Below are 292 nucleotides of genomic sequence, written 5' to 3'. Positions count from 1 at the left end.
GTACGGGCACCATCACCTGGCTAGAGGCTTTTCTTGGCAGTGTGAGATCATGACCTTCGCTACTGTAATTTTCACTCCCCATCACAGCTCAGCCTTAGGATGTGCGGATTTGCCTACACATCAGCCTCACTGCTTGGACAGGCATCCATCGGCCTGCGTCACTACCCTACTGCGTCCCCCCATTGCTCATAACGGCTTACGGTGGTACAGGAATTTCGACCTGTTGTCCTTCGACTACGCCTTTCGGCCTCGCCTTAGGTCCCGACTTACCCTGAGCGGACGAGCCTTCCTC

Annotated in this window: 1 rRNA gene; it reads right to left on the bottom strand. The window is 55.5% G+C overall.

Features of this window, described 5'->3' with window-relative positions:
- Positions 1-292, bottom strand: a 23S ribosomal RNA gene (locus HP552_RS35980); the annotation flags it as partial.

Origin of the sequence: Paenibacillus xylanilyticus (assembly GCF_013359935.1) — a bacterium.
GTDB classification, from domain to species: Bacteria; Bacillota; Bacilli; order Paenibacillales; family Paenibacillaceae; genus Paenibacillus; species Paenibacillus xylanilyticus.
The sequence above is the reverse complement of the archived record's forward strand: the minus strand, read 5'-3'. Positions and strand labels throughout refer to the sequence as shown.